This is a genomic window from Trinickia dinghuensis (genome assembly GCF_003367175.1).
Lineage (GTDB): Bacteria > Pseudomonadota > Gammaproteobacteria > Burkholderiales > Burkholderiaceae > Trinickia > Trinickia dinghuensis.
The window spans coordinates 243,752-269,055 of sequence record NZ_QRGA01000005.1 but is presented as its reverse complement, the minus strand read 5'-3'; the positions used below and the strand labels follow the sequence as shown (position 1 = coordinate 269,055).

Annotated in this window: 22 protein-coding genes and 1 pseudogene; 6 read left to right on the top strand and 17 right to left on the bottom strand. The window is 62.4% G+C overall.

Features of this window, described 5'->3' with window-relative positions; all coding sequences use genetic code 11:
- Nucleotides 1-817: 817 nt before the first annotated feature.
- The gene (locus DWV00_RS09480) at nucleotides 818-1,258 is read right to left on the bottom strand and encodes a hypothetical protein (protein ID WP_115533308.1); all 441 of its coding nucleotides are present in this window, start codon (nucleotides 1,256-1,258) and stop codon (nucleotides 818-820) included.
- 95 nt (nucleotides 1,259-1,353) lie between these two features.
- A complete protein-coding gene (locus tag DWV00_RS09475) occupies nucleotides 1,354-2,175 on the bottom strand; it encodes a hypothetical protein (protein ID WP_181885403.1) in 822 nt (273 codons plus the stop codon).
- Nucleotides 2,176-2,395: 220 nt separating this feature from the next.
- On the opposite strand from DWV00_RS09475, the gene DWV00_RS33975 reads away from it, so the two are divergent.
- A complete protein-coding gene (locus DWV00_RS33975; RefSeq protein ID WP_181885402.1) occupies nucleotides 2,396-2,551 on the top strand; it encodes a hypothetical protein in 156 nt (51 codons plus the stop codon).
- A 53-nt stretch (nucleotides 2,552-2,604) separates the two neighbouring features.
- On the opposite strand, the gene DWV00_RS09470 is transcribed toward DWV00_RS33975, so the two are convergent.
- The 3 genes from DWV00_RS09470 to DWV00_RS09460 all read right to left on the bottom strand — a co-directional run bounded on the left by DWV00_RS09470 (nucleotide 2,605) and on the right by DWV00_RS09460 (nucleotide 4,449).
- Nucleotides 2,605-3,081: an MbcA/ParS/Xre antitoxin family protein gene (locus tag DWV00_RS09470; protein WP_115533307.1), complete on the bottom strand. Its 477-nt coding sequence runs from the start codon at nucleotides 3,079-3,081 to the stop codon at nucleotides 2,605-2,607.
- 47 nt (nucleotides 3,082-3,128) lie between these two features.
- Nucleotides 3,129-3,791, bottom strand: a complete 663-nt coding sequence (locus DWV00_RS09465; RefSeq protein ID WP_245964799.1) for a type IV toxin-antitoxin system AbiEi family antitoxin domain-containing protein — start codon at nucleotides 3,789-3,791, stop codon at nucleotides 3,129-3,131.
- A 187-nt stretch (nucleotides 3,792-3,978) separates the two neighbouring features.
- A complete protein-coding gene (locus tag DWV00_RS09460; RefSeq protein WP_115533306.1) occupies nucleotides 3,979-4,449 on the bottom strand; it encodes a hypothetical protein in 471 nt (156 codons plus the stop codon).
- A gap of 144 nt (nucleotides 4,450-4,593) precedes the next feature.
- On the opposite strand from DWV00_RS09460, the gene DWV00_RS09455 reads away from it, so the two are divergent.
- From DWV00_RS09455 to DWV00_RS09445, 3 genes and pseudogenes are all read left to right on the top strand, one after another.
- Nucleotides 4,594-4,890: a helix-turn-helix domain-containing protein gene (locus tag DWV00_RS09455; protein ID WP_115533305.1), complete on the top strand. Its 297-nt coding sequence runs from the start codon at nucleotides 4,594-4,596 to the stop codon at nucleotides 4,888-4,890.
- A gap of 548 nt (nucleotides 4,891-5,438) precedes the next feature.
- Nucleotides 5,439-5,759 (top strand): annotated as a pseudogene (locus DWV00_RS09450) (2OG-Fe(II) oxygenase); the annotation flags it as partial.
- A gap of 145 nt (nucleotides 5,760-5,904) precedes the next feature.
- Nucleotides 5,905-6,567, top strand: coding sequence for a phosphoribosyltransferase (locus tag DWV00_RS09445; protein WP_115533304.1), 663 nt, complete (start codon nucleotides 5,905-5,907; stop codon nucleotides 6,565-6,567).
- Between the two features lie 59 nt (nucleotides 6,568-6,626).
- Here the strand turns inward: DWV00_RS09445 and DWV00_RS09440 are convergent, their stop codons facing one another.
- The 9 genes from DWV00_RS09440 to DWV00_RS09400 all read right to left on the bottom strand — a co-directional run bounded on the left by DWV00_RS09440 (nucleotide 6,627) and on the right by DWV00_RS09400 (nucleotide 20,382).
- A complete protein-coding gene (locus tag DWV00_RS09440; RefSeq protein ID WP_115533303.1) occupies nucleotides 6,627-8,330 on the bottom strand; it encodes a SpoVR family protein in 1,704 nt (567 codons plus the stop codon).
- On the bottom strand, nucleotides 8,327-9,595 hold the full coding sequence (locus DWV00_RS09435) for a YeaH/YhbH family protein (RefSeq protein WP_115533302.1): 1,269 nt from the start codon (nucleotides 9,593-9,595) through the stop codon (nucleotides 8,327-8,329). Before DWV00_RS09435 ends, DWV00_RS09440 begins: the two co-directional genes overlap by 4 nt.
- Before the next feature lie 169 nt (nucleotides 9,596-9,764).
- The gene (locus tag DWV00_RS09430; RefSeq protein WP_115533301.1) at nucleotides 9,765-11,687 is read right to left on the bottom strand and encodes a PrkA family serine protein kinase; all 1,923 of its coding nucleotides are present in this window, start codon (nucleotides 11,685-11,687) and stop codon (nucleotides 9,765-9,767) included.
- 958 nt (nucleotides 11,688-12,645) lie between these two features.
- Nucleotides 12,646-14,586, bottom strand: a complete 1,941-nt coding sequence (locus tag DWV00_RS09425) for a methyl-accepting chemotaxis protein (protein WP_115533300.1) — start codon at nucleotides 14,584-14,586, stop codon at nucleotides 12,646-12,648.
- A 294-nt stretch (nucleotides 14,587-14,880) separates the two neighbouring features.
- On the bottom strand, nucleotides 14,881-15,909 hold the full coding sequence (locus DWV00_RS09420; RefSeq protein WP_115533299.1) for a LacI family DNA-binding transcriptional regulator: 1,029 nt from the start codon (nucleotides 15,907-15,909) through the stop codon (nucleotides 14,881-14,883).
- Nucleotides 15,910-16,037: 128 nt separating this feature from the next.
- On the bottom strand, nucleotides 16,038-17,048 hold the full coding sequence (locus DWV00_RS09415; protein ID WP_115533298.1) for an ABC transporter permease: 1,011 nt from the start codon (nucleotides 17,046-17,048) through the stop codon (nucleotides 16,038-16,040).
- Nucleotides 17,045-18,634, bottom strand: a complete 1,590-nt coding sequence (locus DWV00_RS09410) for a sugar ABC transporter ATP-binding protein (RefSeq protein WP_115533297.1) — start codon at nucleotides 18,632-18,634, stop codon at nucleotides 17,045-17,047. Before DWV00_RS09410 ends, DWV00_RS09415 begins: the two co-directional genes overlap by 4 nt.
- A 232-nt stretch (nucleotides 18,635-18,866) precedes the next feature.
- Entirely contained in the window at nucleotides 18,867-19,838 is a 972-nt protein-coding gene (locus DWV00_RS09405) for a sugar ABC transporter substrate-binding protein (RefSeq protein WP_115533296.1), read from the bottom strand.
- A 262-nt stretch (nucleotides 19,839-20,100) separates the two neighbouring features.
- The gene (locus tag DWV00_RS09400) at nucleotides 20,101-20,382 is read right to left on the bottom strand and encodes a hypothetical protein (protein ID WP_115533295.1); all 282 of its coding nucleotides are present in this window, start codon (nucleotides 20,380-20,382) and stop codon (nucleotides 20,101-20,103) included.
- Nucleotides 20,383-20,764: 382 nt separating this feature from the next.
- Here DWV00_RS09400 and DWV00_RS09395 point away from each other — a divergent pair, with 382 nt between their 5' ends.
- Both DWV00_RS09395 and DWV00_RS09390 read left to right on the top strand, forming a co-directional pair.
- On the top strand, nucleotides 20,765-21,208 hold the full coding sequence (locus DWV00_RS09395; RefSeq protein ID WP_115533294.1) for a hypothetical protein: 444 nt from the start codon (nucleotides 20,765-20,767) through the stop codon (nucleotides 21,206-21,208).
- A gap of 182 nt (nucleotides 21,209-21,390) precedes the next feature.
- Nucleotides 21,391-21,990, top strand: coding sequence for a BPSL1445 family SYLF domain-containing lipoprotein (locus DWV00_RS09390; RefSeq protein WP_115533293.1), 600 nt, complete (start codon nucleotides 21,391-21,393; stop codon nucleotides 21,988-21,990).
- A gap of 133 nt (nucleotides 21,991-22,123) precedes the next feature.
- Here DWV00_RS09390 and DWV00_RS09385 read toward each other — a convergent pair whose 3' ends face one another.
- The 3 genes from DWV00_RS09385 to DWV00_RS09375 all read right to left on the bottom strand — a co-directional run bounded on the left by DWV00_RS09385 (nucleotide 22,124) and on the right by DWV00_RS09375 (nucleotide 25,234).
- Nucleotides 22,124-23,209, bottom strand: coding sequence for a glycosyltransferase family 4 protein (locus DWV00_RS09385; RefSeq protein ID WP_115533292.1), 1,086 nt, complete (start codon nucleotides 23,207-23,209; stop codon nucleotides 22,124-22,126).
- 266 nt (nucleotides 23,210-23,475) lie between these two features.
- Nucleotides 23,476-24,852 carry an alpha,alpha-trehalose-phosphate synthase (UDP-forming) gene (otsA, locus tag DWV00_RS09380; protein ID WP_115533291.1) on the bottom strand — a complete coding sequence of 459 codons (1,377 nt, stop codon included), beginning with the start codon at nucleotides 24,850-24,852 and terminating at the stop codon, nucleotides 23,476-23,478.
- 4 nt (nucleotides 24,853-24,856) lie between these two features.
- A complete protein-coding gene (locus tag DWV00_RS09375) occupies nucleotides 24,857-25,234 on the bottom strand; it encodes a Rap1a/Tai family immunity protein (protein WP_115533290.1) in 378 nt (125 codons plus the stop codon).
- Nucleotides 25,235-25,304: the final 70 nt, after the last annotated feature.

The following is a 25,304-nucleotide window of genomic DNA, read 5'->3' as shown; positions in this document are numbered from 1 at the left end:
AGAGTTGCCCGGGTGCAGCTCATGCTCATCCGTGCGGTTCTGGCCAGTGGATGGTCGTGCCCTTGACGACAGGCTGACGATGACGATCATCGAATCCTGCGAGCGCCGGCCGGAGCGCGAGCGGGAACGCAGTGTGCGAATCTCTTCCAATACGGAGAGCGTCGTTCAGCAGCGCCACCACTGTAAATCGCGTCGCGTGCACCGACTCACGAAAACGGCATCGCTGAATTACCGTTGGTCGCAGTCGGCACATTACGGACCGAGATCCGCGGCCGGACTGGACGCGTGCCAGACCCGCCGACCACGGGCGTACCGGTCCGCAAAGCCCCCCGGGACCGAGAACTTCCGCCCCTGCGTCGTCGTGAACTGCGTTACCGTCATAAGTCTGCGATCGAGTTCGCTGAATTCGGTCGCGCCTACTCGGATCTCGCTTAGCGGGTCGAGATGCCACTCCTCGGCTGGGCGGTCCAGTCGCGTACTCACAATGGCCGAGCCACGCAGGACGTTGCCGCCGCCAATGAACTGATCGAGCGATGATGCCGCCGAGGCCAATTCCATCCATATCACCCGTGGAATTCCTCGAGCGCGCGCGGCCGACACCCGAAGGACCAGCATGGCACCCGGGGCCAACTGCTCGACGATCGCCCATACACCAGATCCCTCTCCTGCTACCGCAGACTGAAGCGGTAGGCGATGTTGATCCTGAATCAGAAACATATAGCCACAGGCTACGGCGACAAGAAGCCGTGGCTTTTCCCTGTGCTAGAGAATGTGTTGCCGTGCCCGCCCGATCGGATCAGCCCGGCAGGCCGACGGTTCACCACGTGGCATCTGGATCGCCCAGGAATTCCTCTCGTGCAACAGTGATCACCCGCGTCGGGTCGTCCATGAAGATCTCCGCCGGCGCGCGTTCATCAAGCAAAGGATGCGGCGAATACAGCCAGAACGTGCGTCTCCAGCCTCCGCGATCGTCTTCGCTGGGCAGCACAGCGAGGAGTTCGGCAACCTCCTTCCGAATGTCGCCAGAGGAGTCAAACTGGAAGTCCGGGTAGACGAAGCAAAGCGTGGGCGCAGACCAGACACCCAGCAGGGCGCCTCTCGCGCGTGCCTTGACCGCGTACGTTGCAGCTCCCGGACCGGGCGCCTCACCCGCCAGTTCGGCAACGCGGCGGTCGTCCGGCCATCCGTTCTCAAGAAGCTCGCCACGGAACTCAATCGCTGCTGTTGTCGGCAGTTCATGCTCAGGATCGTTCGTCATGGACAAACTCCAAAGGACCGTTCACCTTTGGTCGCCCAAAGGGTGAAGTCGACGTTGTCGTTGGTCATATCGCGTCAGTCTGGCGGATCGCTGGTTCAGCGCGGACGCTGTACGACCCGTTCATACGTACTCGCTTGAGGGCGTTTAGCCATGTTTCGCTCGTGCCAGATTCGTCGCCACATGCTCGCGTGGGCAGCCGGTGCCGCGTGCGCCTGCGTGCTCGCCGGTGCCGCGCCCGTTGAACCTGAAGCCACGTGGAATCCGCCACCAACTTGGTCGGCGAAGTCGTGCCAGCCGGTCACGATCGTCACGATACCGCTGAACGCGAGAACCGCGGCAACGGGCCACCACGCCAGAAACTCGCCAACAGCCTTTCCAATGAGGCTGGGCCGGGCGGCCATCGCCTTTTCCTTTGAGCGGTAACGGTCGCGGCGCCGCAACAGCCCGATGCGCCAACGGTCCCACCATGACCCGCCGTCAAACACGCTGGACACGCGCCAGACGGTCAGATCTTCTTTTTGATGCATGAACTCCGACTCGAACGGGTACAGCAACGCGGCGACGCTACCCGTCACCGACTGGGAAAAGACTAGGGCCGCGCCGCTCTCTGTTGCCGTCGCGCCTGGGTTGCGCAATGACGAACCGACCGGACGGACGCTTGCCCACAGGGAAACTGTCCGATGGTCGCTGTCTGTCCGGACATAAAGCCTCTCCCAGAATTCGCGGCGCGCACGGCGGCGTACCGCCTCGAAGCACCGCTCAAGCCGCGGCGCCACGATGAGCCGCCAGTTCATCATCCAGTACGCACGCAGTGTGCCGCCGCGCCGGGGAAACAGCGCGACGCGCCGGTTCAGCAGCCAATTCAAGACCATGCGGCAGCACTCGGTGACGCCGCGGTTAGTGGAAAGCAGTTTCAAGCAACCCCCGATGGGTATGGTCGTAGCGAGCCGGGTTTGTTTCTGCGGCTCTCGTGGAAGGTTATTCGACAGGCCCACGTACATTTTCGAATGTGCCCCCTTGGCAACCGCTGATCGTGACGAACGTCACCAGACTGCGGCCGGACGGAACGGCATAGCGCGTCGCGAGTCGTGACGACAGATTCGCTATACGCACCATCCACCCTTCACAGGAGTTTGTATGTCGCATTCGTATCAGAAGCTCATTCCCGTCGTCGCCACTGCCGTGAGCAAGATGACCGAGGCCTTCCAGCACAGTCCCGTCGGCGCGGTGATGGTGGTTGCGCTAGCGGCCTTCGCCCTAAACGCGTGGGTGGTTCACAAATTCACTAAATGACCGACGTGGGGCCGGCCAACTTTCAGAGTTGGCAGGTATCGCAAAGTCCCGCCTCATGAAATGCTGGTTAGTGCGTCCAGAACTGGATGGAAAACGCTGTATGGCATCAGGTAATTTTTATTGATTGCGCCAATTCGCTGTTTCTCAACGCGATCCAGATATGCGCGCACCATCAGCAATCCGGCGAACCCGTACTCCTTGATCGCATCAACAGGCGTCATGCCGCCGAAGGCGCGATTGCACATCTTCATCCAGCCGTACGCCACGTCCCGGTTGCGCGGGAACAGCAGACGAAGGCTCCTGTGAATGCCGAGAAGATGCCCGACACGTTTGTACTCCTCTCGCGTCGTACCGATACGGGCGCCTTCCCGGTAACGGCCCAAGGCATCCCGGTTTCCCGGCGCCAAGCCAAGCAGGAATGCCTGATCTTCGCTGGACAGGTTCCAGTGATCGAACAACGACATGACCATCTGAGCCAAGCGGTTTAGGTCAACCTCAGACGAGTTCTCCGGAATGGAAGAGGCGATCATTTGCGTCACATCTGTGAGGGAATCGGCGTCGTCACATTAAGGTTTTTTCAGGCGCGCAACTGCCGAGCCCAATCCACACCCTCATCCTCCGCGAGAAACTTCAGCCCCCACACTACGTCCCTGCGGGGACAGCAATCGACCAACTCCTGCAGAACGTTCAGCCGAACGTTCCTCAGGCTGCCGATGAGGTCTCTCACGTCTTCTATCAGGACCAACTCCAGTGAGACACTGACGTATTCGAGAATTGCGCGTTCCGGAACCGAAACCAGCACCTGCGGATGGCGCCACGCAAGCGGCTTCAACCCGTAGCCTTCGTCCATTCCCGTGTCGAACAAGGAGTGGGAATAGTAGGAACAGGCAAGCCTATGCACCGCCCAGGAAGGAATGCTGCAATAGCCGCGCCCCCATAAATCAATCCGGTCGCGAAAACGAAGATGATGCATCATCCGATGCCACTCTAGCGCCGTTCTTCCCCCTACATGGAGATTTGGGATAAACGCCCGCAAATAGGCAATCGTTCCATCGACGCCCGGCTGGTCACCGCGAAGCAGGTAAGCATCCTCGGACAGCCGTCGCAACCATCCCTGTTGCACGAGTTCGCTCACCTGCTGCGCGTCAATTCCAAGTGCCGCGAAGTAGCGCAGACCAAGCGGCTGCGATCGTGGCGCGAAGTCCATCAGGAACTGCACGATTTCAGTGGGGCTCAACATGTTCTCGTTACCCGATATTCCGAATCGCGCAGTCGGTACCGAACAGCACCGGGGCGACGATTCGCGCAGGGAGGCGGCGCGAACAGTCCGGTAAAGGAACGCCCCGCCGCCCCACGTCACATAAGCAGGTCTTCGTGTAAAGATATCTGGAGGTTTGGCCGTCTACGCTTATCCGTAAGTTTTTGAATCAAGACAGGCACGCCGCGTCCGAATCTGCATGCTCCCAAACAAGCACTTTGGCACGCGCCTCAAGAGGATCGGGTTGCTGAGGTTCACAGGCTCGCAGACGACCGTCTGCATCCGCATAGGCAAGATAATCCCGGCCATCTTCAGCGTACGTGTACGACCACACGCTCGAAACAGGAACCAACGTTTCCCAGTCGATCGCCAGCAAACGAGGCTTGGCGGCTCCGTAGCCCTCGAGAACCGAAACAAGAATTGATGGATCCGCGACGATGAAGGAATAGCCATCGGGATCGTCGGGTCGCACCTCCGCAGCCCGTATCAGGAACGTCGTGGCTACGTGATTGATGCCGGCGAGGCGCCAACGGTTAAACGCGTCATGTCTGATCCGATACGGCGTCTCCCATGGAGATTTTGTAAACAGCATCTTTTCGAGAAAAATCAACGGGCTGAAGTCATCGGCGTCACTGCTCAAGCGCAGGGCTTGCGGAATCCGGCCCTGTCGCTTGCGTGACGTATGGTCCGCAAGAGGTTCTTGTTACATTTTGCACATTATCAATTGTAGCGCAATCGTGTGCATCCGACGACAGTGGCATCGTCCAATTTACCCATATGACTGATGTCGATTCGTCTTGGCCTGGCACGCGGATTGAGAGCGGCTCGCAGAATGCGCGGCATATCTCAAGACGGTCTTGGCGTCTCCAGCAGGACATATCTGAGTGCACTCGAGCTTGGAAAGCAGACGCCTACGCTAGACAAGCTCGACGAAATCGCGCGAGCCATAGGGGTTCACCCCCTCAGCGTCCTCTACTACGCGTACGCAGTTGACCTGACGCCACTAGAGGTTCATGCGCTGGGACGCGTTGTTCGCTCGGAGATCGCCACGCTAGAGAAATACGACATCGCAGGCAGCTAACGCCGCCCGGTATGGCGGCCCCGGAGATTCGCACGCTCCTCACCGTCCTACAGTCAGAGTTCAATTGCTTCGCCGACGATCCTTCGACTTTCACAGCGATCGTCGAACACACCGCGTGCCGTGAAGAATTTGATGTGCTGGTTTTACCCACCCCGTCGATTGCAGGTGCCCGTGTTGCTGAAACAGATGACAGGTGTGTTCTGTTGGATCAGCGGTTTCACGGCCGAGTTTGCCGCCACGGCTACGCCAAGCTGCCCACAAGATCGGACGAACCCTTAGCGAACATCCGTTCCTCGGCCTTATGTAAAGCTCCACATAAGGCCGACTTTGTGACAGTGGGTAGTCGCCACTAAAGCGCCGCCTGGGCGATGTCGATGCTTTTTCGCGTTGTCAACTCCCTTGCGGAGTCTCAATAGACGACCACAGGCGCCGGCGCCTCAATCAGTCCATCTTCACGCCGTCAGAAATGGACAGCCAGCAAAACTTGCTTTTCCTTTAAAAACATAATCTTACGCAACGTCCATCTACGTAAACTTATCCGTGAGGGCTACGGCGAGGACGACTACAACTGCCTGCACCAAGATCTCTACGGCGAGCATGTGTTCCCGATTCAAGTAGCGATCTTGTTGTCGCAACCCGGCCGCGATTTCACGGGCGGCGAATTCGTCCTGACCGAACAACGTCCGCGCATGCAATCGCGACCGGAAGTCGTCCCGCTCGAACAGGGCGATGCAGTCATCTTCGCGGTCAGCCATCGCCCCGTGCAGGGCACGCGCGGGCCATATCGCGTGAATCTCCGCCATGGCGTGAGCCGTCTGCGATCGGGGCGGCGGCATACGATAGGCATCATCTTCCACGATGCGCTATAGCGGGCGCGGCAGGGACGGCTCGCCGGCGTGGAAGCGGTATCGCGGCGAGCGACCTAGAATGAAGCGTGTCGCGGCGATCCGCTTCAACTCGCTTGGCCCTTCTGCGCCTCGGCCCGATCGCCGTGCGTTTCCCGTAGGCAGACGAATGTATTCCCTGTTCAAAGACCGCGCGGAGGCGGGCCGCATGCTAGCCCAGCATTTGCGCCACGAAGCAGGCTCGAACACGGTCGTGCTCGCGTTGCCGCGCGGTGGCGTGCCTGTCGGATTCGAAATCGCGGCAATCCTCGGGGCCGAACTCGACGTCTTGCCCGTGCGCAAGATCGGTGTGCCGGGCCAGAAGGAACTGGCCATGGGCGCCGTTGCGTCGGGCGGCGCACTGCATGTCGAGCACGACACGATGAAAGCCTCGCACGTCACGCAACTGCGCTTCGACGAAGTGCTGGAACAAGAGCGCGCGGAACTCGCGAGACGGGAGGCGGCTTATCGAGGGGATCGTCCGCCTGCGCAGGTCGAAGGCCGTACGGTGCTGCTCGTCGACGACGGCATGGCCACCGGCGCGACGATGAAAGCCGCTGTTCTCGCCTTGCGCGCCCGCGGTCCGGCCCGGATTCTAGCCGCCCTGCCCGTCGCGCCGGCCGGTGCCGAAACCGAGTTCGCCGGTATCGTCGATGGGTTCGTCTGCGTCGCGCAGCCGGCGTTTTTCTTCAGCGTCGGCCAGCACTACGACGATTTTGGGGAAACGACCGATGACGACGTGCGCGCGCTGCTTCAGCGAGCCTGGGCGCGCAGCGAAGGCGAAGCGCGCTGAACCGCCGCGCTTCGCGCCATCGAAGCGTGAAGAGTTAAGCGTGAATCGGTGAACGGACGTTAAATCCGCACCACCGGTGGGGTATAGCGGCAGTCGAAGCGCTTTCTGACCGTGCCGTTTTCGTCGACGCTTTCGAGGTAAACGTCGAACTGCCAGAGCCGCGCCATGTGCTTGAGCACTTCTTCGCTGTCGGCGGCCAAGTGCCGGTTGTCGCTCATGAAATGGCGCAGCGTGAGGCTGCGGTCGCCGCGCGTGTTGACCGACCACACTTGGATGTTCGGCTCGCGATGGTGCATGTCGTATTGACGCGACAACGACTGGCGCACGTGCTGATAGCCGCTGTCGTCGTGAATCGCCGATACCTCGAGCGCATCGCGCGTATCGTCGTCGAGCACCGAGAACAGGCGCATGTCGCGAATCAGATGCGGCGAGAGGTATTGCGCGATGAAGCTCTCGTCCTTGAAGTTGCGCATCGCATAGTGCATCGCGGGCAGCCAAGGCGACCCGGCGATATCGGGGAACCAGCGGCGGTCTTCGTCGGTGGGCGCTTCGCAAATGCGGCGGATGTCGCTCATCATCGAAAAACCGAGCGCATACGGGTTCATCCCGCTGTAGTACGGCTTGGTGACCGGCGGCTGATAGACGACGTTGCTGTGCGAATGCAAGAACTCCATCATGAAGCCGTCTTCGAGCAGCCCTTGGTTGTATAGCGTATTGAGCAGGGTGTAGTGCCAGAACGTAGCCCATCCTTCGTTCATGACCTGCGTTTGCCGCTGCGGATAGAAGTATTGCCCGATCTTGCGCACGATGCGGATGACCTCGCGCTCCCACGGCTCCAAGAGCGGTGCGTTCTTTTCCGCGAAGTACAGCAAGTTCTCCTGCGGCTCCGGCGGGAAGCGATCTTCTTCCTCTTCGGTCAGCGGCGTGTGATGCGATGGCAGCGTGCGCCACAACTCGTTCACTTGCGATTGCAGATAGGCCTCGCGCTCGCGGCGCAGCGCGGATTCCTTCGACAACGAGAGCTTTTGCGGCCGCTTGTAGCGGTCCACGCCGTAGTTCATCAGCGCATGGCACGAGTCGAGCAACTCTTCCACCCTGTCCATGCCGTAGCGCTCCTCGCATTCGGCGATGTAGTTCTTGCCGTAGACGAGGTAGTCGACGATCGCATGCGCATCGGTCCAAAGGCGGAACAGGTAGTTGCCCTTGAAGAACGAGTTGTGCCCATACGCGGCGTGCGCGATGACGAGCGCCTGCATCGTCATCGTGTTCTCTTCCATCAGATACGCGATGCAGGGGTTCGAGTTGATGACGATTTCGTAGGCGAGGCCCATTTGGCCGCGCCGGTAGCTTTTTTCCGTCGAAAGGAAGTGCTTGCCGAACGACCAGTGACGATAGTTCACGGGCATGCCGACGGATGCATAGGCATCCATCATCTGCTCGGCGCTGATCAGCTCGAGCTGGATCGGGTAGACGTCGAGTTCATATTGCTCGGCGACTTGGGCGATATGCGTGTCGTACTCTTCGATCAGCTCGAAGGTCCAATCGGACGGCCACGGCAACGGTCTGCGGTCGGCGATGTTCATACGGGGTTCCCTTTTCGCCACGGCGGGGGCGGCGGCTTCTTCGGTACGGCCTCGCGTTTCAGTTTCGGCTGGCTCGGGCTTCGCGTGCTGCTTGTGACGCCCTCCCGGCTCGTGCGCCCCCTTTCGGTGACGCTCGGGCTGGTAGCCGCGCGATTCGTTATGCAAGTGCTTAGTACTCATGAGGCTGCCACCTGCTTCTCGAACAGCTCCCGGAAAACGGGGTAGATATCGGCTGCCGCATCCACCTTCTTCATTGCCAGATGAGGCTCCGACAGGGCGAGCTGTGCGTACTCGAGCCACAAATTCTGCTCTTCGGGCGCGACTTGAATATAGGCGAAGTACCGTGCCTTTGTCAGGATGTCGTCCTGCAGGATCCGGCGGCACTTCGGCGAATCGTCGGTCCAGTTATCGCCGTCTGACGCTTGCGCTCCGTAAATGTTCCATTCAGTTGGCGAATAGCGCTCGTTCTGGATCTTGCGCATGAGTTCGAGCGCGCTCGACACGACCGTGCCGCCGCTTTCCGTCGAATGAAAGAACGTCTCTTCGTCGACTTCCTCGGCACGCGTGTGGTGACGGATGAAGACGACCTCGATCTTCTCGTAGTTACGCTTCAGGAACAAATAGAGCAGGATGAAAAAGCGCTTCGCCAGATCCTTGCGCTGTTCGTCCATCGAGCCCGATACGTCCATTAGACAAAACATCACCGCTTGGCTCGACGGCTGCGGCTGCTTCACGCGATTGATGTAGCGCAGGTCGAAAGGATCGATGAACGGGATGCGCCAGATGCGTCCGCGCAAGTGGTGAAGTTCCTCTTCGAGACGCTTCAGTTCGTCGACGTGATCGCCGGGCTCGTTCGACAGCAGTTCGTACTGCCGCTCGAGTTCGCGCAATTGGTTCACGAGTGGCGCGCCGAGCGCGATACGCCGGCCGAGTGCACTGCGCAGCGAGCGTACGACGTCGATGTTGTTCGGCGTGCCTTCCGCCGCCCAGCCCGCGCGGATGTTCTTCCACGTCGGCACGGCCATTAGATGCGTCTTCACGAGGCGCGGCAATTCTAGATCGTCGAAGAAGTACTGCATGAACTCTTCGCGGCTCAACTCGAAAACGAAGTCGTCCTGCCCTTCGCCCTCGTTGCTCGCCTGGCTTCCGCCGCCGCCACCGCCGCCGTTCGGACGCGGGATTTTATCGCCGCGCACGTATTCCTCGTTGCCCGGATGCACGAGGTCGCGGCGCCCGCCGGGCCCGTGATGAAACTGCGGCTCGGCAATGTCCTTGCGCGGAATCGTGATGCTCTGCGTGTTTTGAATGTCCTTGATGCTGCGATCGCGCACCGCTTCGGATACGGCGCGCCGAATGTAATGTTTTACGCGGCGCAGAAAGCGCTCGCGATTCGCAATGCTCTTGTTCTTACCAGCCAGCCTGCGGTCGATGATTTGATGAAGCACATCCAGTCTCCCGCTTTTGATTGCCGAAAGCGACACGCTCCGCTTTTACGCAGGCTTCGTGCCCACGCAGCGCGCTTCGCGTGCGCACGCCGCGCTGCCTAGATGCTCGCGGGCGGCAAACCCGCGAGCACGTCGCGCGCGCGACTACTTATATATCCTACCGCTTACGTTATGACGACTTGCGCACGCGCAGATACCAGTCGCAAAGCAAGCGCACCTGCTTCGGCGTGTAACCCTTCGCGACCATGCGATTGACGAAGTCTTCGTGCTTGCGCTGCTCTTCAGCCGAACCTTTAGCGTTGAACGAGACGACCGGCAGCAATTCCTCCGTGTTGGAGAACATCTTCTTTTCGATGACGACGCGCAGCTTTTCGTAGCTGATCCACGCCGGGTTCTTGCCGCCGTTGGCGGCACGGGCGCGCAGCACGAAGTTCACGATCTCGTTGCGGAAATCCTTCGGGTTGCTGATGCCCGCCGGCTTCTCGATCTTCTCGAGCTCGGCGTTCAACGCGGCGCGATCGAAGCTTTCGCCGGTATCGTGATCGCGGAACTCCTGATCTTGGATCCAGAAATCGGCATACGTGACGTAGCGATCGAAAATGTTCTGGCCGTACTCCGAATACGATTCGAGGTACGCGGTTTGTATCTCCTTGCCGATGAACTCGGCGTAGCGCGAGGCAAGCAGGTCCTTCACGAACGAGAGATACTTCTGTTCGGTTTCCGGAGGAAACTGCTCGCGTTCGATCTGCTGCTCGAGCACATACATGAGGTGCACCGGATTGGCCGCCACTTCGCTCGTATCGAAGTTGAACACGCGCGACAAGATCTTGAAGGCGAACCGCGTCGACACGCCGGTCATGCCCTCGTCGACGCCTGCGTAGTCGCGATACTCCTGGTACGACTTCGCTTTCGGATCGGTGTCCTTCAGGTTTTCGCCGTCGTACACCTGCATCTTCGAGAACAGATTGGAGTTCTCGGGCTCCTGCAAACGCGTGAGCGAGGAGAACTGCGCCATCATCTTCAACGTGCCCGGTGCGCAGACGGCCGCCGCGAGCGACGAGTTGCGGATGAGCTTCTCGTAGATCTTGATCTCTTCCGACACGCGCAGGCAGTACGGCACCTTGACCACGAAGATCCGGTCGAGCAGTGCTTCGTTGTTGCGGTTGTTGCGGAAGGCCTTCCATTCCGACTCGTTCGAGTGAGCGAGGATGATGCCGTCGAACGGAATCGCACCGAACCCTTCCGTGCCCTTGAAGTTGCCTTCCTGGGTCGCGGTCAAGAGCGGGTGCAGCACCTTGATCGGCGCCTTGAACATTTCGACGAACTCGAGCAAGCCCTGATTGGCCAAGCACAAGCCGCCCGAATAGCTGTAGGCGTCCGCATCGTCCTGCGCATACTGCTCGAGCTTGCGGATGTCGACCTTGCCGACGAGCGAAGAGATGTCTTGGTTGTTCTCGTCGCCCGGTTCGGTCTTGGCGATACCGATTTGCCGCAGAATGGACGGGTAGCGGCGCACGACGCGGAACTTGCGGATGTCGCCGTTGTACTCATGCAAGCGCTTGACGGCCCATGGGCTCAAGATGCTTTTCAGATACCGGCGCGGAATGCCGTACTGCTCTTCGAGGATGGGGCCGTCTTCGTCGTAATCGAAGAGGCCAAGCGGGGACTCGTTGACCGGCGAGCCCTTGATCGAATAGAACGGTACCCGTTCCATCAATTGCTTGAGCCTCTCGGCGATAGACGATTTACCGCCGCCGACAGGACCGAGTAAATAAAGAATTTGCTTTTTCTCTTCGAGCCCTTGCGCGGCGTGGCGGAAGTACGCGACCACCTGCTCGATCACGTCTTCCATCCCGTAGAACTCTCGGAATGCTGGGTAAACCTTGATGACCTTGTTCGCGAAAATCCGCGACAAGCGGGGGTCGTGGCGTGTGTCGACTTGCTCTGGCTCCCCGATCGCCGTCAACATACGTTCGCTGGCCGTCGCGTACGCGGCGGGATCGTTCTTGCAGAGCGCGAGATACTCTTCGAGAGATAACTCCTCCTCGCGGGTTTTCTCGAAGCGGTTCGCGAAGCTGCTGTAAATATCCATGCTACCTCCTCGCCGAAGTCTGCGGACGATGTCGCTTTCGGAAGGCTATACCGAAACGACCTCGCTCGATTTCATCCTAAACCCTTTTAAATTATTTTTCACGACCTACGTGGTCTTACATCGTACACATGTGCCCTAACTTGGATCCGCGAGCACACTGACCTACAATCTTCATCCTGCATTTGCGCAGCGCCTCGCTTGCGTTCCTCTCGCGCCGCGTTCGCAACCGCAACATCGAGGGATCCTAGCGAGTACTTCCTCTACTTGCTCTACGTCCGCGCTGCTTCGCTTGCTTCCTTTGCTTCCTTTGGTTCCTCTGCTTCTCCGCATGTAACCCGCTGCGCTTGCCCCTGCTTCTCCTACATCAACCGTAGACCAAGCAAGTGCGCGGCGTGCGCGTCCTCGATCTCGCTGCGTTCGGTTGCCCTGCAATGCACAGGTATTTCTCACATGCCGGCATCCGCTCTCTTACACGCTCTTCGCGCGGTTGACCGCACCGGCGCCGCACCGCGCTTGCGCTCCGTCGTCGTGTCGCGGCGTTGCGCGGCGTGTGGAGAGCACAGAGATCTCGCCGACAAAAAGCCGCGTCCATCGCCTCATTGCATGTGCGATGCCCGCTCGTACCCCGCGCTTACACGCCGGGGGCTAGCGCCGCACCGGACTGCAACGGCGGCTCTTGATCCGCTCTTAATACGTATACGCGCCGGCTGCCGTTTTCGACGACAGTTGTACGCATCGGTTACAAGTTTTTGTAGCGGTGAACCGGTAGCGATGAATGAATGCTGATGATGAGCGAACGTGCTCGCCGAGACGCACATCGAGCGCCATGGCGTGCGATCGCAAATATTTTGGGGGCAGATCGATTGGCGAACCCGGCTGCGTCGATGGCGACGCGGCCGGGCCGTTGCGTCCTGGAACGGACGCGGAGGGCGCAGAGAGGAACCTTTAGCGTGGTTCGTTAGAAGGTTTCCCAGTCATCGTCCGATCGCGATGAACTCGGTGCGCTCGTCGCGGGGAGCTTGCGAGCAGGCGCGACAGCGGGAGCGGGAGACGCCGCGGGTGCCGGTGCGGCCGTGCTCCGGGCCGGCGTTGCCGCCTTGGCCGCCACCGATTCGGCCGGGGCCTGCGCGCGTTTCGCCGGGGCCGCTGCGGGCTTGGCTGGAGCCGCGCTTGCGGCGAGCACCGGCTCGATCTTCGGCTCGATCTTCGATGCGCTCGATGCGCTAGGCGACGGGGCCGGGCGTTTGGGAGCCGGCGTCGAGCGAGTGGGTGCCGGCTTTGCGGCGCGCTTCGACGCGCCCGCCGCACTGATGGATGCGGGCCGCACCGCAACCGTACGCGAGGCGCTGCCTTCGTCGGCGAGTTGAAAGACGCTGACGGCCGTGCGCAAACGCTCGGCTTGCTCCTGCAGCGATTGCGCCGCCGCGGACGCCTGTTCGACCAGCGCCGCATTTTGCTGCGTGACTTGGTCCATCTGCGAGACGGTGCGCGCGACGTCGCCGATCCCGGTGCTCTGCTCTTCCGAAGCCGCGGCGATTTCACCCATGATGTCGGTCACGCGCTGCACCGCGGCGATGATCTCCTCCATCGTGCGTCCAGCCTCGCCCACGAGCGCGGAGCCCGAACGCACACGATCGACCGACGTGTCGATCAGCGTCTTGATTTCCTTGGCGGCACCCGACGAGCGCTGCGCGAGCGCACGCACTTCGCCGGCGACGACCGCGAAGCCTCGTCCTTGTTCTCCTGCGCGCGCCGCTTCGACTGCGGCGTTCAGCGCGAGAATGTTGGTCTGGAACGCGATGCCTTCGATGATCGTGATGATGTCCGCGATCTTGGCCGAGCTGTCGTTGATCTCGCCCATCGTACCGACGACCTGGCCGACGACTTCGTTCCCCTTGTTGGCGATTTCCGATGCATTGGCGGCGAGCGCACTGGCCTGACGCGCGTTGTCGGCGTTTTGCCGCACGGTGCCGGTCAATTGATCCATGCTCGAGGTCGTTTGCTGCAGCGACGCGGCTTGCTCTTCGGTGCGGGACGACAAGTCGAGGTTGCCCGCGGCGATCTGCTTGGTCGCTTGAGCGATCGACTCGCTGCCGCCGCGTACGGTGCGGACCGTGTCCGTCAGGCTGCGCTGCATCTTCGCCAGCCCTTCGAGCATGAGACCCATCTCGTCGCGCGTTCGCACGACGATCGATCGGCGCAGATCACCCGAGGCGATCGCATCGAAATAGGCAAGCGCCTCGGCCAACGGGCCCGCGATCGCTGCGCGCAGGTTCAGGTAGGCGAAGAGCGCGGCTACCAGCGCGGCCACGAGCAGCGCGATCGTCACGGTACGGAACGTGGCGTAGCTCGACTGCTCGTCCGCGTATTCCGCTTTCGATTGCGTGAACTGCAACTGGCTCAACGTGTCGTCGCTTTTCGACAACAGTACGAAAGCGGCCTGAAGGTCGTCTGCAGTGCTAAGGATCTTGTCGTGATCGTTCGCGTTGATCGCATCGGTGTACGCGGCTACGACCGACTGCAGCGCTTCGCGTTTGGCCACGACGTCTTGCGCGAGCTTGTCTTCGTCGGCTTCGCGCGGGAAGTCCATGTACTTCTTCCACCAACTGTCGGATCTCGCGCGAAGGACCGCCGCACGGTCGATGTTCTTTTTCGTTTCGTCGGCTTGGCCTGCGTGCATGGCGGCGCGATCGAGCGCCAGGCGTTCGCGTGCCGCGTAGCTTTCGGTCATCGCAATGTCGACGGCGCTCGGCATCTGGGTCAGGTAGACGTCGCTCGTCGTCTTGCTTGCCTTATTCATGCCCGATAAGCCAAGCGCGCCGAGGGCGAGCATGAGCGCGGATAAAAACGCCATCGCCAAGCCGATGCGCGTTTTGATCGTCATACCGTTTTTCAACATTCGGAGTCCTTCGTTTCTGAGCCAGGTTTGGAGCGCACCGTTCACCGCGCTGCACTGCGCAGAGGAAGCGTGTGCTCTACCCGCTGTTTACGGCTTCCTTATGGCGGCACTTGAGGACAACGAATTAATCTGATAAATGGGGCCGAAGCTGGAGATAGGCAGGGTCAATCGAAAACGGGCGAACGTTGCATTCGCCCGTCGGTCGGCCAGCGTGCCGAGTCGCGTTCGGCTGCGATGCGAGAGGGCAGTCGTGCGCCCCTCCGCCTCTTCGAAATGGCCGCGGCCGTCACCCGCTCATGCACATAAGACCGCGTTCACCGGGCCGGCGAAAACCGCTGTCGACTCGCGCAGCACGAGCCGCGGCGTGATGACGCGGCGGCGCGTGGGCCCGCTCACCGCGCCGGTGATCCGCTCGATCAGCATGTGCGCGGCAGCCTCGCCGAGCGCACGTACCGATTGCCCCACCGTCGACAGCGCCGGGTACGTGAAACCGCTCAGTTCGATATCGTCGAACCCAATGATCGAACAGTGCTGCGGCACGCGGATGCCGCGCTCCGCGGCCACGCGTAGCGCACCGATCCCCATCATGTCGTTGCAGGCGAAGATGGCCGTCGGGCGCACGGTGTCGAACAGGCGTCCGGCCGCCTCCTGCCCGCCCGCCGCGGAGAAATCGCCTTCGACGATCGCGCTCGGCTCGATGTCGATGCCGCGCTCGGTCATCGCACGGATGAACCCATGCACGCGCATCGCGCTCACGGCCGTGGCCACGGCACCCGTGATGCAGCCGATCCGGACGTGACCGAGTTCGAGCAAGTGCCGCGTCGCCAGATAGGCGCCGCGCTCGTGATCGATTTGAACGAGATCGGCCGACAGGCCCTCGATATTGCGGTCGACGACCACGAGCGGTTCGCGCGTGTCGGTCAGGCTGCTCGCGAGGACAGCATCGTCGCCCGCGGAGGCAATGATTAAGCCGTCGATGCGCTTTTCCTGCAAAATTCGCAGATAATTGCGCTGTTTTGCCGGATCGTCGTCGGAATTGCAAAAAAACATGCAATAGCCTTGGCGCGCGCACCCGTCTTCGATGCCGCGTGACAGCTCGGCGAAATACGGGTTCGAGCTGTTGGGCACGACTAGCCCAATCGTTGCCGTCGCGCGCGCCTTCAGCGACCGCGCGACCGCCGAGGGCACGTAGTTGAGCTGGACAATTGCCCGCTCCACTTTCGTGCGCACGTCGGCCGAGACCGGGCGCGTGTTGTTCACCACGTGCGACACGGTGGTGAACGACACGCCTGCCATGGCCGCCACATCCTTGATCGTCGCCATTACCGATTCTCTCTCGCTTGTTTTTCTCTGCGGGCCGAACGAGCCCCGCGCTTACCCCGAACATTCACTTGTACACGCCGGCCGTCGCGATTCCCCGCGCGGCGGCCGGCCACCTGATTCATACGCCTTCAAGCCCGCCTGCGCCTGCTCCGATAGGTATCGAGCACGACGGCGACGACGATGACCGCGCCTGTGATGATCCGCTTGGTCGGCTCGTTTGCCCCGATCTGTGCGAGACCCGCCGCCAATACCGAGATGATCAACACGCCGAAGAACGTGCTGATGACGGAGCCGCGCCCGCCCATCAAGCTCGTGCCGCCGATCACGACGGCGGCGATGACCTGTAGTTCCAAGCCGACGCCGGCGTTCGGATCCGCGGCTTCGAGGCGCGACACCTGAAACAGCGCCGCCAGCCCGGAAAGCGCGCCCATCAGCGCGAACACCGCCACTTTATACGGCCGCGGATCCACGCCCGCCAGCCGCACCGCCTCTTCGTTCGTCCCGATCCCGACCAGATGCCTGCCGAACACGGTACGCGTGAGCACGAGCTGCGCGGCGATCATGACGACCACGGCGATCACGAAGGCCGGCGAAATGCCGACCGCGATCGGATTGGACAGGAAATCGAATGCGTCGCCGATGTACGAGGTGCGCGAATGGGTCAACTGATAGGCCAGCCCGCGCGCGGCCTCGAGCACGCCCAAGGACACGATGAACGACGGAATGCGCCAGCCGACCGTCACGCCGCGGGTGACCATGCCCGTGAGCGCCGCGGCCGCCATGCCGATCAGCGCCGACGGCACGGGGCCCCAGCCCCACTTGAGCGAGGCCACGCTGACGACCGAGGCCGCCAGCGCCAAGACCGAGCCGACCGACAGGTCGATTCCGGCGATGATGAGGACGAACGTCATCCCCACCGACATCACGACGAGATCGGGAATCTGATTGGCGATCGTGCTGAACGTCTCGTAGGTCAGGAAGTGCGAACTGAGCGCCGAGAACAGCGCGACCATCGCGGCGAGCGCGCCGGCCAAGCCCAGATAGTTCGACAAGCCGAGCCGAGTGCCGGAAGCGCGGGCGCCCGGCGCCTCGTCCAGCATGGCCGGTCCCCCATCGGGAGGCACGGTCGGATCGTTCATGACAGGCTCCGTGCGTCGGGTGAATGGGGCGGCGCGGCCGCATGCCGGCCGCTCCCGTTCATATGGCCCGCGAACGCCGCGGCCAGCAAGGCGTCCTGCGTCCACTCGCTGCGATCGAACATGCCGGTCAGACGCCCTGCCGACATCACGCCGATCCGATCGCAAATCAGCATCAATTCGCGCAGGTCGCTCGAGACGACGACGATGGCGCGCCCCTCGCGAGCCAGCGAGCCGAGCAGCATGTAGATGTCGAACTTGGCGCCGACGTCGATGCCGCGGGTCGGCTCGTCGAACAGCAGGACGTCTGCGTCGCGCGCGAGCCAGCGGCCGATCACGATCTTCTGCTGATTGCCGCCCGACAGCTCGCCCACGCTTTGCCAGGGGCCGTGAGCACGAACGCGCAGCGCATCCATCTGCTTGCGCGCAAGCCGTTGCTCGCGCCGCCCCTCGACGATACCCCAGCGGGCCACGCTGCCCATGTTGCCGAGCGAGACGTTGGCGGCGATCGACAGCGGCAGCAGCAGCCCCTCGCCTTTGCGGTCTTCGGTGATGAGCGCAATGCCTTGCCGCACCGCATCGGCCGGCGAGCCGATCCGCACGGGCGCGAGCGGCCGGCCGACCGATACCGTACCCCGGTCGGCGGGGTCGGCGCCGTAGATAAGCCGCATCAGTTCCGTGCGGCCCGCACCGATCAAGCCGCTCACACCGAAAATCTCTCCTTCCCGCACCTCGAACGAGACGTCCCTCACGGCCGTGCCGCGCGTAAGGCCTTCGACCTTCAGCAACGGCGCGCCGATGCGGCGTTCACCGAGATCGATACGCTCGCCGAGTTCGCGGCCGACCATCAGCGTGACGAGGCGCTCGCTCGTCAGGTTCCGCATCGGGTCCACGGTCACGAGGCGCCCATCGCGCAAGACCGCGACGCGCTCCGCCACGCGCGCGAGTTCCTCGAGCCGATGGGAGATATAGACGATGGCGACACCGCGGGCCTTGAGCCGGTCGATCTGCTCGAACAGAAGATCGACCTCGCGCGCGGTCAGCATGGCCGTCGGCTCGTCGAAGATCAGCACGCGCGTATCGTTGATCAGGTTGCGCGCGATCTCGACCATCTGCTGATGGCCGATGCCGAGCGCGCCGACGGGCGTGCCGGGGTCGATCGCGTCGAGCCCGACACGCGCCATGGCTGCCCTCGCGTCTTCGCGCAAGCGTGCGCGGTCGATCCATCCGAGGGCGTGCGGGCCGCGGCGCGGCAAGCGGTCGAAAAACAGGTTTTCGGCAACGGTCAGCGTCGGCAAGAGGTTCAGCTCCTGCATGACCATCCGCACGCCAAGCGCTTCGGCTTCGTGCCGGCTCTTCGGGGCGTAGTCGCTACCCGCGAGCCGCATGGCGCCGGCGCTGGGCGCAACCAGTCCGCCGATGATCTTCGAGAGCGTGCTCTTGCCCGCGCCGTTTTCGCCGGTCAGCGCCAGCGCTTCGCCGGCATGCAACGCGAGCGTCACGTCGGCGAGCACGGGCTCGGCGTAGATCTTACCGATCCCGCTTACGCTGAGCACTGCGTTCGATTCGTCGTGGTCGGTCGAGTCCATCGGGTTTCCGTTGTCGGGCGGCCGGGTCCGCGGCCGTCGCGCGCCGGCTAGCCGCCATGACGCTTATGTCGGAGGATAACGGCAACGGCGCGTGCTTTCTTGAGCGCGCCCGTTAATCCCGAGTGCGATAGCGTGCGCGGCGCGGCGGGTGTCGCGCCGCGCACCGCCTATCTACCGCACGTTAGCGCAAGTTTCGACGGTGTAGCCGATCGATGACTTGGCGGCTTTCCTTTCACTTGGAGGCTTTCGTCACGAGGTCGACCGGAGTCTCGACCACTTGCGACAACTCCGACTGCTTCTTGTGCTCCTGGATCGCCTTCAACGCCGTATCGATGCCGAACACGGCCTGCTTCGCGGCATACTGATTCGCCGTCGCGAGTACGCGGCCGTCCTTGAGCATCGGCTTGATCGCGTCGATGTCGTCGTATCCGACCACGTACACCTTGCCTTGCTTGCCGGCCGCGCGCACGGCGGACACGGCGCCGATCGCCATGTTGTCGTTGCCGCACAGCAGCGCCTTGATGTTCGGGTATTGATTCAGCATCGCCGACGCGATGGCATTGCCCTTGTCGATTTCCCATTCACCCGATTGAACGGAGTCGATCTTCGCGCCGACCTTCTGCATCGCGGCCTTGAAACCAGCCGTGCGCTGCTGTGCGTTCGTCGTCGTCGACACGCCCTCGACGATGCCGACTTCGTCGCCCGATTTCAGCTTCTTGGCCAGATAATCGCCGACCTTCTCGGCACCCTTGGCGTTGTCGGGACCGACGAACGGCACGTTCAAGCCCTTGGACTTGAGCACGTCGGGATCGAGCCGGTTGTCGATATTCACGACGATGATGCCGGCATCGACGGCCTTCTTCACGACCGGAACGAGCGCTTTGGAATCGGCCGGCGCCAGCACGATCGCATCGACGTGGCTGTCGATCATCTGCTCGACGATGTTGATTTGCGCCGCCGTGTCGGTCTCGTTCTTGATGCCGTTGGTAATGAGATCGAACTTGCTGGCGTTGTGCTTCTGATAATCCTTCGCACCGGTTTCCATCGTCAGAAAGAATTCGTTCGCGAGCGACTTCATGACGAGTGCAACCTTCGGTTTCTTCGCGCTTTGCGCAAGCGCATCGGTCGCGGTGAGCGGCGCGAGGCCCACGCAAGCCAGTGCGGCGACAGCGACAAGCATACGGCGGCGGGTGCGATGCAGCATAAGGTTCTCCTTTCTTATTCGGCCCTGGGCGGACCGTGATTTTTGATTCGAACGCTTGGCAAATTTTGCCGCGGCGCGTCATCGCTTTGCGCGACGACGCGCCGCGGCCCTCGGCCTGCGCCGGGGATCGCTTATGCTGGACTCTTCTTCGCTAGCGCGCAAGGATAGCGCGCGGCAGGTTCGGGGCGGTGCGCACCCGTGCCGGTACGGGAACGGCGTAACGCATGCCGCGCGGGGCTCGCGCGAATGTCGCGCGAATGCGTCAGAGGTGATCGATCGAGGTGCCGTCGACCTTGCCGTCGATGATGTCGTGTGCGTATTGGACGCCGATTCGATGCGCTTCGAGCTGGTCCTCGAGCGGCGCGTGTTCGGGGACGCCGAACATCTCCGCCTTCCCTCGGTCGCCGCTCGCTTTGCGCGAGATGGTCACGACGATGTCGAAGCGGCGCAGTGCGTTGTCCGACTGGTCAGGCTCCTTCGCGCGCCTGAGCGCCTGCACCCCGATCGCAAACCCCTTGTATTGCTCGGAAAACGGTACGGCCATGACTGACGCTCCGTTGAAAAGGAAGGCCGCGCGTCCCTGCTTGATGCAATTTGGGGCGACTACGGCACGAAGTGACCGATATGGGTCGTGCGAACAGAACGCAAAAGGCGTTCCTTCGGCATGGCTCGCCCTTGGCCCGCGCTGCGGCGGCTTGCGCACAGAGCGAAGTTCCGAAATGCCGAGACAATTGAAGAAATTACCGGTCGCCACGCGTTACTCTGACGAAATAGCGCGCATCCGGCTTTCAAGGGAGCGACGATTCGTCGCATTTCTTCTATGATGGCTGCCAAGACGGTTCGCCTGAACGAAGATTTCAAGCTTTCAAGCCAAAGGGCCGCCGTCTCGTCGTTCGTTGATGCGCAATGCATTGCGGAGGCATTAAATGGCATGGAGACACAACCGCTGGGTAAGACGCTGGCTCGTCGTCATCGTCTTCTGGGCGGTCCCGGTGGCAATCGTCGCGGTTCGCGAGATCCAGGACGAGATGTCCTATAACATCGTCGACCGCGATCGCGCGCTGACGACTTGGCAGCTCACCGACGCCCAGCAAGCCGCGGGCGATGCCGCGCGCTGCCACGGCAAGCCGGACGAAGCACGCGCGGCCGGCTGCCCCGCCGACGTGCTCGCCGCCAATGCGCCGCGTCAGCAGGACGCGATCGCGGAATTCGCCCTGCGGCGCCGCACGCTGTTTCTCTATCTATGGCACGCGTTCGTCGGCTATTGGGTCGTGCCGGCCGCGTTCATCTTTGCGGTGGGCTTGGTCGTCGCCGGTATTCGACGCGCGCTACGGCGTCCGCCCGTCGTCAAACGTACCGTCCAGCACTGACTCGCCGTTAGCCGTCCCTCGCGGCTAGCGGCCGCGGCCGGTGATGACCGGCGGCTGGCGCAAAATCGGGCCGGGCCCCCTGGCATGCCTCATGCTCGACTCTCCTTGCGTTGTGTGAGATCACGCTTCGTCCGAACCCGCCGTCGAGCGGTTTGACCGACGGAACATAACGGAGAGAGTCCATGCAGAAACAACAATTCATGCGCAAGGCGGCCGCCGCCATCGTGGTCGGCGCATTCGCGCTCGCAGGCTGCACCACGACCACGAACAATGGAAACCCGGTCGGCTCCAGCCCCGGCAGCAACATGTCGAAACGGCAGGAGATCAACTCGGGTGTCGACGCGACGCTCTCTCGCCTGTATGCGCAGGTGCCCGGCTCGCGCGAACTGGTCCAGAAAGCGCACGGGATACTCGTGTTCCCGAAGGTCTTCCAAGCGGGCTTCGTCGTGGGCGGCCAGTACGGGGATGGCGCATTGCGCGTAGGCGGGCACAGTGTCGGCTACTACAACACGGTCTCGGGCTCATTCGGGTTCCAGGCCGGTGCACAATCGAAGGCAGTCGTCATCCTGTTCATGACCGACGATGCGCTGAACGCATTCCGCGCGCGTGACGGCTGGTCGGTCGGCGGCGATGCGTCGGTCGCCGTGCTGAAGATGGGTGCGAACGGAGCCATCGATACAACGTCGGCCACCAAGCCTGTCGAAATCATCGTCATGACGAACGCGGGCATCATGGGCGATCTCTCGCTCGAAGGCACGAAGATCACTCGGATGAATATCTGAGCGGGCCCTGCAGGACGGCGCGGTGCCGCTGAGCACCGCGCCAGGCGTTCTCATTCCCTTTGAATCTTTGAATCCTTGAATCGGAAGCGCGCGGGCGTTCGCCCGCGCGCATGCCGTGGCGGCCGAGTGCGGCTCAGCCGTTCGAGGCGCCCTCTCCCGACACCGAATCGATGATCTTGAAGCGCGAGCGTTTCTGCGCGCGGATGACCGACTGATACGCGGCGAGGTACTGGCGTGCCATGTGATGCGACGTGAAACGCTCCTCGAAGCGCTGCCGCACGCGCGCGCGCGGCAGCGTGTGCAGGCGATTGACCGCGGCCACGGCGCTGATCTCGTCTTCGACGATGAAGCCCGATATGCCTTCATCAATGACTTCCGGCACCGATCCGCGATTGAACGCAACGACAGGCGTGCCGCACGCCATCGCCTCGATCATGACGAGCCCGAACGGCTCCGGCCAGTCGATCGGAAACAGCAATGCATGCGCGCCGGACAGGAACTCGGCCTTTTGCGAGTCGGCGATTTCGCCGATGAACTCGACGTGCGGCAAATCGAACAGCGGCTTGATCTCGCGCTCGAAATATTCGCGGTCGGCCGCATCGATCTTGGCGGCCACGCGAATCGGCAGGCCGCAGTGCGCGGCGATGCGGATGGCCGTGTCGACACGCTTTTCCGGCGAAATGCGGCCGAGGAACGCCAGGTACTTCTGCTCCACGGGCTGTGGCGTATAGAGCGCCTCGGGCAGCCCGTGATAAACCGTCGTCAGCCATTTCGCCTGCGGGATCGGCTGTCGCTGCGCGTTCGAAATCGAAACGACGGGGGCCGTACTGAACGTATCGAACACCGGCTGCTGCTCGGGTAAATCGAGCCGGCCGTGCAGCGTCGTCACGAACGGCGTGTCCTGCCGCTTGAACAGCGAAAACGAGTAGTAGTCCATGTGGAAATGCAGGACGTCGAACTCTTCGGCGCGGCGCCGCACGAGTTCCATGAGCAGCATGTGCGGCGCGATCCTGTCGCGAATCCCCGGGTCGAGCCGCAGCGCGCGCGGCCAGACCGCTTCGAGCTTGGCGCTGGTTTTCGAGTCGCCGCTCGCGAACAGCGTGACGTCATGCCCCAAATCGACGAGGGCTTCGGTGATGTACGAGACGACACGCTCGGTGCCGCCATAAAGCTTGGGAGGTACCGACTCCGTCAGCGGCGCGATTTGCGCAATTTTCATTCGATCGACTCCATGCAAGTGGATTTCGGGTGCGTGCCCCTGTTATCCCCGGTTCAGCCTGGTTACTGTGTGCCGATTCCGCCGGTTCGAGCAGGCCTGGGTAGGTGAGCTCGGCTCGAGCGGACGCAATGCGGCGCCATGGCTTCAATTATTCGGCACGGTGCGCCCTGAATGCTGCACCGCTTTCAATTGCTTTCGCGCTGTTACAGTCGGGAAATAGACCGCGAACAGGCTGCCGGCGGCTGCGAAAGACCGGCGCCGAGCGCTCACGGCCCGCGCAAATCCGCGAGAAACGTGTCGCGCCACACGCCTAGATCGTTGCGCCTGAGCACGGCCATGTTCACCTCATGGCGCTGCTTGCGCTCCGCCAGCGGCATCGACAGCGCACGCTCGAGCGCTTCCGACATGCCGACGATGTCGTGCGGATTGACGATCAGCGCGGCACACAGCTCGGCCGCGGCACCCGCGAATTCGGACAGGACGAGCACGCCGGGATCCTCGGGGTTTTGCGCGGCGACATATTCCTTGGCGACGAGATTCATCCCGTCGCGCAGCGGCGTCACGAACCCGACCTGCGATTCGCGGCAGATCGACATCAGTTGCGACCGGGCGAAACGCTGATTGAGGTAGCGAATCGGCGTGTAATCGAGCCCCGAGTAGCGGCCGTTGATACGCCCCGCCTCGTATTCGAGGTTCTGCCGGATGTGCTGATAGCTCTCGACGTCGGCCCGCGTCGGCGGGGCCACTTGGACGAACGTGACGTTCCCGCGCCACTGCGGCGCGTGCTCGAGCAGCCGTTCGAAGGCGCGGAACCGCTCGATGAGCCCCTTCGAATAATCGAGGCGGTCGACGCTCATGACGAGCTTGCGGCCCTCGAGGCTGTGCTTGAGTTCGAGCACCTGCTTGCGGCTCTCGTTGCGTTCGGCCTCGGCGGCGATTTCGTCGGGAAACACGCCGATGCGGTAGACACCCGTCCGCAGACGGCGCCCGAACGCTTCCACGTGCCCGTCTTCACTGGCGGTGCCGCCCGCATGGCGCACGATGTAGTCGTGAAACGCAACGCGATCGGTGTCGGTTTGAAAGCCGACGAGGTCGTAGCAGCAGAGCGACTTGATCAGCTCCTGGTGCGGCGGCACGTTTTGCAGGACCTGCGGCGACGGAAACGGCGTATGCAGGAAGAAGCCGATCCGATTGGCCACGCCCTCGCGCCGCAACGCCTCGGCGAACGGAATGAGGTGATAGTCGTGAACCCAGACGACGTCGTCCTTCTCGATCAGCTTGACGAGCTTATGCGCGAGCCAAGCGTTCACGCGCCGATAGCCGGCGTACTCTTCACGCTCGTATCCGGCTAGATCGTTGCGGTAGTGAAAGACGGGCCAAAGCGTCGCGTTCGAGAAGCCGCGGTAGTACTGCTCGTAGTCGCGCCGGGTCAGGCCGACCGTGGCGAACGTGACTTCCCCTTCCCGGTCGAGCGTCGGCCCCGCGTTCGCAACCGCTTCGCTGACGACATCGCCGCTCCATCCGAACCACACGCCGCCCATGTCCTTGAGCGCGCTGTAAATGCCGACGGCAAGCCCGCCCGCCGAGCCTTTGGTCTCGGTAGGCGTCGCGACGCGGTTCGATACGGCGATCAGGCGTCCCATGGCATTAGTCGCCCTTGCACGGGAACGCCTTCTCCAGACCGAGCGACACCGCCGTACTGGCGTTGTACTCGACCGAATCCGGGTTCTCGGCAACATAGCGGCGCACCGCGTCGACCAGGCGCTGAGGATCGATGCGATCGGGCAGACAAAAGTATTGGCCCACGCGCGGGCCGGTCGTGCCGCCAATGGCATCGATCGTGTTGAACACGCCGTCGGCGGCGCCCTTGATGTAGGCCCGGCAGGCGGAGCGCGAGATCGCGTCGGTCTGGGTGCACAGCTTATGCAGATCCCCGGCCGTGAACTTGCCGTCCCCCGGCGGAACCGCCGCCATCGCGGCGGCCGGCACGGCCAACGCGCCGACGCATATCAAAGCCCGCAACATAGTCTTCCTTTTCTTCGAGCGGTGAACGGGTACTGGGTTCTTGCCAAGCCCAAGCGCCTCGGCGCCCACG